The sequence below is a fragment of the Motilimonas sp. 1_MG-2023 genome, assembly GCF_030547455.1.
Taxonomy (GTDB): Bacteria; Pseudomonadota; Gammaproteobacteria; order Enterobacterales; family CBDFNC01; genus Motilimonas.
Genome location: NZ_JAUOPX010000250.1, coordinates 1 through 242, shown reverse-complemented (window position 1 = coordinate 242; position 242 = coordinate 1). Strand labels below are relative to the sequence as shown.

Here is a 242-nt window from a genome sequence, read left to right as displayed (position 1 = left end):
AAGATTGGACATTAGCAAGGGCAATTAAGGTATCTTGATAACATTGAATCAGTTCAGGATATGGTGTGAGTTGCTCTAACTGGCGTTTGAGTAATTCATTCAAATATAGCCCAATGTAGAGCTTATCTCCCGGTAAATTCAATGCATTGGTTTGCTCTTCAACGCTTCTTAGAAATTTAAGCTGACCTTTTCCGCCCCTAGCAATATTAAGCAAGTTAAATTTCTGAATGATCCCTTTAATG

1 pseudogene is annotated in these 242 nt (G+C 37.2%); it reads right to left on the bottom strand.

Annotation, left to right across the window (positions count from 1 at the left end):
* A pseudogene (locus tag Q4519_RS22045) lies at nt 1–242 on the bottom strand (DNA repair protein RecO); the annotation flags it as partial.